Consider the following 8115-nt stretch of genomic DNA (forward strand, 5'->3'; position numbering starts at 1 on the left):
GATCAGCTCTCGAGGGCTTCGACGATCGCTTCTGGATGGCTGTAGGGCAGCAGGCGGCCGGCGCCCCTAACCTCCCGGATGGTGGCGCCCGGCAGCCGGGGACGCCAGAACGCGGTCATTTCGCTCGGATCGTACAGGATATCGCTGGAGCCGACGAGGATTCGCCATTCGTTGTAGAACGGCAGCGGTTCGATCGGCCCCTCCCGGATCCGCTCGATCATCTCGGCTACGCACCCGCTCACGCGGCCGGTCCCGAACATCCGCACGCCCCGGAAGTAGTCGCGCACCAGCTCGGGATTCTCAGCGGCTGCGCGATCGGCGGGGCTGTCCCGCATCCAAGTGCGCAACAGACGCGCGAGCCGGGGAATGGACATGTGCGCCGCCACGCCGCGCAGGGTCTGGCGGATCGCCCAGGGATTGGCTTCGAAGATCGTCTTTGAGAATCCCGAGAGGCCGGATCGCCGCGTATCCACGACTGCGGGAAGGCCGGGATTGACCAGCACGATCACCCCGAACCGCTCCGGGGCCAGAACATGGCAGCGAACGGCGAGCGGCGTGTGTCGGGAAACGATGTCGGCCTGCGCGATATTCAGCTTGTCCAGGACCTCAAGGGTGTCCTGGACGGCGGCGACCATGCGCGCCCTCACCTCTCGCGACCGCCGGAAATCGTCGGTGAGTCCGAATCCTGGCCGGTCGATGGCGATTACGCGTCGCCCGGCGCCATGTAGGGCGCGAAGCAGGGCGCGCGAGACCGGCCGGTTGGAGCTCGCCGAGTGCAAGACCAGTGTCGGTCGTCCGGACCGCGGGCCGTAGTCGCTGTAGGAAACGCGCCGCCCCTGCTTCGTCCGGAGGATGCTGAGCGGCTCCGACCACTCATCGTCGAAGCCAATATCGCCGGCCGTCGCCTCGGTCAGCCAACGAACCGCGAGGGACTCCGCCAGCTTTCGGGCGAGCCCTGCGGCGGTGTTCACACCGAAGGTCTGGTAGATCGCCTCTAGTTCCTTGCGGACCACCGCCTGGCCGAGCCCCAGCGCGGTCGCCACGTCTCCCCGGCTGATCCCATTGCCGATCAGACCCGCGATCTGCGCCTGGCGGACCGTCAATCCCCAGGCATCGCTGAGCCATGACGGATGGCTATCCTTGGGAACAGTGCCCAGCGCGACCAACGAAAGTCGTCCGACCAGGGCGGCACGGCGGGTGACGCCGACTTTGCGCATTGCGCCCGCAAGGGCCTCCTTGGCCGTGTTTGGAGAGACTTGAGCGATCCGCGCGATCGGCTGGATGTCACCGGCGCGCACAGCGCCCATCGCCACACGCGTCTCCAGGCCGTTGAGCCCGAAGGCCTGGCACGCCCCGATCAGGACCTGCTCGTCGCTCGCCGGCATGGCCGTCAGCAGAACGATCCCCGAGCCGCGTCCGGCCACCTCCGCGATCTCCTCCGGCAAACGCCAATTGAACGCAACGCGCGCCGGACCAAGCGCGGCCAGCACGAGTTCCCGTCCACCCCACGGGGGTTCGAACTCTGCGAGCGTCCGGACGACGGCGCCATGCCTCGCCGCTTCGAAGCCGTCCGGGGCGATGGATAGGTAGTCGCGGATATCCGTGTAAGCCCTTGTGCCGATGAGCGGGTCGCCGGCGTGGTTGAAAACCGCCGCGATGATTGCGCGTCGGTTGAACGACGGCGCCGAGGCGATCAGGCCGCCAGAATCGCCCACGTCGCCCATCGAGCTGACGAGAAGGTGTTCGACTTCTTGTCTCACGAGCACCCGCCCCCGAACGAGTTGTGATGACTGCCGACAATTTCCGAAGAGCGTAGGCAAACCGGGGGCGCGCTGCTAGGTCACATCCGCCCAACGGACCAACGTGGCGGCCCCTTCGCTCAGCAAAGCTTGAACGGCCCTCTGTTCTCCCGGGCGCAGCTTGCCTAAGTAGGCGGCCATGCAAGTTGCGCCTTCCATCCTCGATCTCATCGGCGGAACGCCGCTTCTGCGGCTGCGCCGCGCCAGCGAGATCACGGGGTGCGAAATCCTCGCCAAGGCCGAGTTCCTGAACCCGGGCCAATCGGTGAAGGACCGCGCGGCGCTCTACATCATTCGCGACGCCGAGAAGAAGGGCCTGCTGCGGCCTGGCGGTCGGATCGTCGAGGGCACGGCGGGCAACACCGGGATCGGCCTGGCGATGGTGGGCAAGGCGCTGGGCTACAAGTGCACGATTGTCATCCCGCGCACGCAGAGCCAGGAAAAGAAGGACGCCATCCGGCTGTTCGGGGCCGAACTGGTCGAGGTGGACGCTGTCCCTTACGCCAATGAGATGAACTACGTGAAATATTCCGGGCGCTTGGCGGCTGAACTTAATACTAAGGAGCCGAACGGCGCGGTCTGGGCCAACCAGTTCGACAACGTCGCCAACCGTGAGGCCCACGTGCAGGGCACGGGTCCCGAAATCTGGAGCCAGACCGACGGCAAGGTTGACGGCTTCGTCTGCGCCGTGGGCTCGGGCGGCACACTGGCAGGCGTGGCCCAAGCGCTGCGGGAACGGAATCCCCAGGTGAAGATCGGCCTCGCCGACCCGCACGGCGCATCGCTTTACAGCTACTACACGGACGGCGAACTGAAGGCCGAGGGCGGGTCGATCAGCGAAGGCATCGGCCAGGGGCGGATCACCGCAAACCTCGACGGCCTGACCATCGATCATGCCTACCGCATCTCGGACGAGGAGATGCTGCTGACGATCTTCGACCTGATGGAGTTCGAGGGCTTGGTGATGGGCGGCTCCACCGGCGTCAACGTGGCCGGCGCCATCCGCATGGCGAAGGAGATGGGGCCAGGCCACACCATCGTCACCGTGCTCTGCGACCACGGCCAGCGCTATCAGTCGAAGATCTTCAATCCGTCCTTCCTGCGCGAGAAGGGCCTGCCGGCCCCGAGCTGGCTGGAATAGCCCCATGGCCGACGCCTCGTCCGATCCCCTCGTCTCCACAGCCTGGCTCGCCGAGCGGCTGGGCGATCCGAACGTTCGGGTCGTCGACGCCACACTGCCCCTGGTGGGCCAGCCCGGGCACGGCCGCGACAGCTACGTCGCAGGTCACATTCCCGGCGCGGTCTTCTTCGACATCAACGCCATCGCCGATCCCGACACAGACCTGCCCCACATGCTTCCCAGCCCCGCGGCATTCGCCGAGGCGGCGGCAAAGCTGGGCCTGGGACGCCACCACACGATCGTCGTCTATGACGCCCATGGCATCTACTGCGCGCCGCGCGTCTGGTGGACGCTCCGGGTCATGGGGTATCCGCAGGTGTTCGTCCTCGACGGCGGCCTCAAGGTCTGGGTCGCGGAGAAGCGTGCGGTCGAGACCGCAGAGTCGTCGCCGAACGCCGTGGCTGTCGCGCCCGCCTTCATCCCGGACCTGGTGGCCGACATCACCCACGTCACCGAGGTGCTGGGATCCGGCGCAGCGCAAGTCGTCGACGCCCGTTCTGCCGGGCGGTTCCGGGGAGAGGCGCCCGAGCCTCGCGCCACCCTGCGCTCTGGACACATGCCAGGCGCTTTGAACCTGCCGTTCAATGAGGTGTTGAACGCCAACGGCACCCTGAAGCCGGCGACGGAGCTCGCGTCCGTCTTCGGACACATCGACCTGACCCGGCCTATCGTCACCAGCTGCGGGTCGGGCGTCACCGCCTCGGTGCTGGCGCTGGCTCTGGCGCGGCTTGGGCGCTTCGACGTTGCGGTCTATGACGGCTCGTGGACCGAATGGGGCGGACGCTCCGACACGGCCGTCGTCACCGGAGCCTGATCCATAGACATACGCCTCGCCCGAGAGACCGATCTAGAGCACCTTCCGCGCATCGAGCTCAGCGCCGCGCAGAAGTTCGTCGGCCAGGACACGCCGGCCTTCCTGCTCACCGACTGCGCGCCCGCCGACGCCTACAGGCCCCACCTCATGGGCGGGACGCTCTGGATCGCCGACGACGGCGACGGCCCCGTGGCGTTCCTCGCGGCCCGCGTCGAGGGCGACCGTCTCCACATCGACGAGTTGGACGTCCAGGACGGCCAGCACGGCAAGGGGCTTGGCAAGCGCCTGTTGGGCCAGGCGCGCGACTGGGCGCGGGCGCAGGGCCTCAAGTCGTTGAGCCTGACGACGTTCCGCACCATCCCGTGGAACGCGCCCTACTACGCGTCGTTCGGCTTCGCTGAGTGGGCCTCGGACGAGGCTCCGGCCAGCATTCGCCAGGCCTTGCGCCAGGAAGCCGCCAGTGGGCTTTCCGACCGTTGCGCGATGGTGATGGCGCTTTAGCGCATCGGCGGGGCGTACATCAGGCCCGGCTTGGGCGCGCTCCACAGGGCGTTCAGCCCGCGATCCAGACGCAGCGCCGAGTCGCCGCCCAGGTCTCGCCGGAAGATCTCGTGGTAGGCGCCCACCTGCCGGATCACCTGGAAGGCCCAGTCCTTCTCCAGCCCCAGCAACGGCCCCAGGTCACCCTCCACGCCCAGCAGCCGCCGGGTCTCCGGATCGGTCGCGGTCTCGCGCGCCTGCTCGACCGTCCGCGACGTGACCCCAAGCTCTTCGCCCAGCAGCGTGGCGTAGACGGTCCAGCGCACGATCTCGGCCCAGACTGGGTCGTCGCGCCTCACGACCGGTCCGAGCGGCTCCTTTGAGATCACGTCGGGCAGGATCACGTGACTGCCGGGGTTGTTCATGACCGAGCGCGAGGCGGCGAGCGCCGAGATGTCGGCGGTGAAGGCGTCGCAGGTTTCGCCCTCGTACATCGCGCGCGCCTGCTGCTCGGACGCAGCCATGACGGCGCGGTATTTGATGCCACGCACGCGGAACCAGTCGTCGACATTACCCGCGCTGGCGGTGCCTTCCTGGACGCAGACCCGTGCGCCGGTAAGTTCCTGGGCGCTGCCCAGCCCCAGTTCGCGGCGAACCAGGAAGCCCTGGCCGTCGTAGTAGGTGATGATCGGGAAACTCACGCCCAGCCCCGCCTCGCGGGCGAAGGTCTGCGAGGTGTTACGCGACAGGATGTCGAGTTCGCCCCTTTGCAAGGCGCCGAAGCGGTCCTTGGCGTCGACAACCGTGAATCGGACCTTCTCCGCGTCGCCCAGGGTCGCCGCGGCCACCGCGCGGCAGATGTCGACGTCGAAGCCACGCCATTCGCCCCGGGCGTCCTTCAGGGCAAATCCCGGGAGCCCAGCATGGACCCCGCAGGCCACGTAACCGCGCTTCCGCACCATCCCCAGCGTGACGCTGACGGCCGGCTTGTATCCGGGATCGGACGCGGCCGTTCGGGGCGAGGCTTTCACCTCCGGCCCCTTCGCCGCCGGCGTCGGTCCGCTGCACGCGGCCAGCGCGACGAGTAGCAGAACCGTCGCCGCGAAGCGGGAGATCATCGCTGCTCCTTGAAACGACGAGTCGGTTGGGCCTTTAAGGGGAAAGCACTTTCGCCAGCGCTGAGACGAGCCGCAACCCCGCATGTCCGACGAGACCCGCCTCATCCACGCCGGCAAGGCCGCGGACACCCTGGTCCGCACGGTTGGCCCGCCGATCCAGAAGGGCTCGACGGTGCTGCTGCCTAACGCCGAGGCGCTGTACGACGACGCCAATTTCCTGACCTACGGCCGCGGGGGCCTCTCGGCCCAGACCTGCCTGCAGGACGCTCTGGGCATGCTGGAGGCCGCCGAGGGTGTCACGCTCTACCCGTCGGGGATCGCCGCGATCTCGGGCGTCGCGATGGCGCTGCTGAAGGCCGGCGACGAGATCCTGGTGGTCGACAGCATCTACAAGCCGGTTCGGCGCTTCTGCGACAGCGTCCTCCGGCGGTTTGGCGTGGACGTGACCTACTTCGATCCCCATGCCTCGCCCGAATCCCTGGTGGAGAGCGCATCGTCGGCCACGCGCATGATCCTGCTCGAAAGTCCGGGGTCGCTGTCGTTCGAGATGCTGGACATCCCCAGGATCGCCGAACTGGCGCGCGGCAGAGGCATCCTCACCGCCATCGACAACACCTGGGGCGCCGGCCTGATCTTCAAACCGCTGGAACATGGCGTCGATATCTCGCTGCAGGCGCTCACCAAGTATGTCGGCGGCCACTCAGACGTGTTCATGGGCTCGGCCGCGGCGCGCGATCCGAAGCTGGTTCGGCAACTGGCCGACGGGATCAATCACATGGGCTGGGCGGTGTCGGGCGAGGACGCCTATGCGATGCTCCGGGGGCTGCGCACCCTGCCGATCCGCATGGCCCGACAGTCCGAGAGCGGCCTCGCCGTCGCCAGCTGGCTGCGCGACCAGCCCGAGGTGGCCCAGGTGCTGCATCCCGCCCTGCCCGGCGCGCCGGGTCACGATTTGTGGGCGCGCGACTACAGCGGCGCGTGCGGCCTGTTCGGGATCGTCCTGAAGCCCGGCCCGACCCAGGCGGTCAATGCCTTCCTCAACGGCCTGAAGCTGTTCGGCCTCGGATTCTCCTGGGGTGGCTTCGAGAGCCTGGCCATCGCGTGCGATCCGCAGCTCAAGGTCCGTCAGTTCGCCCGCGATTACGGCGGCCCGCTGATCCGCCTCCACGTGGGGCTGGAAAGTCCGGACGACCTGATCGCCGATCTGCGCCGCGGTCTCGACGCCTACGGCCAATGACGACGGAAGGCGGAGATCGCCTGGACGAATGGCTTGGCGAGTTGATGGCCAAGGAGCACCTGCCCGAAGCGTTCCGGACCACGTTCACCGAGGTATGCGGGCCGCTGGCCGACCGCGCCTGGGATTGGCGCCATGACTTCGGCCGAACGGCCTTCGTGGGCCTCTGCGGGCCGCAGGGCGCCGGCAAAAGCACGATAGCGGCCGCCACCGCCCGCATCCTGACCGAACGCGGCCTGAAGGCCGTGGCCATTTCGCTGGACGACTTCTACCTGGGTCGCGAGGCGCGGACGTGGCTGGCGGGCAAGGCGCACCGCCTGCTGCAGGTGCGAGGTCCGCCGGGAACGCACGATGTGGCGCTGGCCTGCGCCGTGTTGGACCACCTGCGCGGCGACGGCGCTACGCCCCTGCCCGCATTCGACAAGTCCACCGACGAGCGGCGCCCCAAGAGCGCCTGGCGCCAGGTCGAGGGACCGGCGGACGTGGTGATCCTGGAAGGCTGGTGCGTGGGGGCGAGGCCCGAGCCCAGCGACCGGCTCATGGCGCATGTGAACACGCTGGAGCGCCGCGACGATCCCACGCGCGCCTGGCGCGGCTATGTGAACCGCCAGCTCAGCGAGGGCTATCAGGCGCTATGGGGCCGGCTGGACCGGCTGGTGATGCTGCAGCCCCCGGGGTTCGAAGTGGTCCGGGGCTGGCGCGCCGAGCAGGAAGCCAAGCTTCGGGCCCGCACCGGTCGCGGGATGAGCGACGCCGAGGTCGGACAGTTCGTGCAGCACTACGAACGGATCACGCGGTGGATCCTCGAGGAGATGCCGGGCCGCGCGGACTGGGTCGTGCCCCTTGCGGCCGACCGGACCCCGGTCCCACAGACTTAGGCGTCGACGCGGCGATCATCGCCTCGCGCTCCACAGAGGTCAGCACACGCCAGCGGCCGTCGGGCAGGTCGCCCAGCTCCAGAGGCCCGATCCTGACCCGCAGCAGGTCCATCACCCGCAGTTGCACCAGCTCGCACATGCGCCGGATCTGGCGGTTACGGCCTTCGGTGAGAACGAAGCGAAGGGTCTGGCCTTCGATCCGCGTCACCTTGGCCGGGCGCAGCTTGCGACCGTCCAGTTCCAGGCCGTGGCGCAGACGGTTGAGCGTGGGCTCGTCGATCCGGCCGGCGACCCGAACGACGTACTCCTTGTCGAGCTCGGACTGCGGCCCGATCACGGCCTTGGCCAGCACCCCGTCGTTGGAGAGGATCAGCAGGCCATGGCTGTCGAGGTCGAGGCGTCCCAGGGGCGGCAGGCTCATCCTGGCGTCCGGGATCGTGGCGCTCTCGCCCACCAGCGCCTGACGGGTCAGGAGGCGCACCGCCGGCGTGTAGCCCGGCTCGGGCTGGCCCGAGACATAACCCGTGGGCTTGTTCAGGACCGCGGTGAAGCCTTCGAGCCGCCCCTCGGCCTTGTCGGTGAGGGTCAGCGTCTGGCCCGGCTGGATCTTGC

Annotated in this window: 8 protein-coding genes; 5 read left to right on the plus strand and 3 right to left on the minus strand. The window is 68.4% G+C overall.

The genetic code is table 11. The features are described 5' to 3' along the window. Window positions 1-2 precede the first annotated feature (2 nt). Window positions 3-1760, minus strand: coding sequence for an alpha/beta hydrolase (locus EPN98_RS20200; RefSeq protein WP_293364732.1), 1758 nt, complete (start codon window positions 1758-1760; stop codon window positions 3-5). A 178-nt stretch (window positions 1761-1938) separates the two neighbouring features. Here EPN98_RS20200 and EPN98_RS20205 point away from each other — a divergent pair, with 178 nt between their 5' ends. The 3 genes from EPN98_RS20205 to EPN98_RS20215 all read left to right on the plus strand — a co-directional run bounded on the left by EPN98_RS20205 (window position 1939) and on the right by EPN98_RS20215 (window position 4294). Next, on the plus strand, window positions 1939-2940 hold the full coding sequence (locus tag EPN98_RS20205; protein ID WP_293364733.1) for a cysteine synthase A: 1002 nt from the start codon (window positions 1939-1941) through the stop codon (window positions 2938-2940). A 4-nt stretch (window positions 2941-2944) separates the two neighbouring features. Continuing rightward, window positions 2945-3793, plus strand: a complete 849-nt coding sequence (gene sseA, locus EPN98_RS20210) for a 3-mercaptopyruvate sulfurtransferase (RefSeq protein WP_293364734.1) — start codon at window positions 2945-2947, stop codon at window positions 3791-3793. Window positions 3794-3940: 147 nt separating this feature from the next. Beyond that, window positions 3941-4294: a GNAT family N-acetyltransferase gene (locus EPN98_RS20215; RefSeq protein WP_293364735.1), complete on the plus strand. Its 354-nt coding sequence runs from the start codon at window positions 3941-3943 to the stop codon at window positions 4292-4294. Here EPN98_RS20215 and EPN98_RS20220 read toward each other — a convergent pair. Further along, complete coding sequence (locus EPN98_RS20220; RefSeq protein ID WP_293364736.1) at window positions 4291-5391, minus strand: amino acid ABC transporter substrate-binding protein; 1101 nt, start codon at window positions 5389-5391, stop codon at window positions 4291-4293. The genes EPN98_RS20215 and EPN98_RS20220 overlap by 4 nt on opposite strands. Before the next feature lie 82 nt (window positions 5392-5473). Between EPN98_RS20220 and metC the strand changes: the two genes are divergently transcribed. Next, window positions 5474-6628: a cystathionine beta-lyase gene (gene metC / locus EPN98_RS20225; protein ID WP_293364737.1), complete on the plus strand. Its 1155-nt coding sequence runs from the start codon at window positions 5474-5476 to the stop codon at window positions 6626-6628. Next, a complete protein-coding gene (locus tag EPN98_RS20230; protein ID WP_293364738.1) occupies window positions 6625-7503 on the plus strand; it encodes a kinase in 879 nt (292 codons plus the stop codon). Before metC ends, EPN98_RS20230 begins: the two co-directional genes overlap by 4 nt. Here the strand turns inward: EPN98_RS20230 and EPN98_RS20235 are convergent. After that, window positions 7415-8115, minus strand: a 701-nt coding sequence (locus EPN98_RS20235; protein ID WP_293364739.1) for a pseudouridine synthase, incomplete at its 5' end; no start/stop codon positions are given. The two genes, EPN98_RS20230 and EPN98_RS20235, sit on opposite strands and share 89 nt — an antisense overlap.

Source organism: Phenylobacterium sp. (genome assembly GCF_004299445.1).
In the GTDB taxonomy this organism is placed as follows: Bacteria; Pseudomonadota; Alphaproteobacteria; order Caulobacterales; family Caulobacteraceae; genus Phenylobacterium.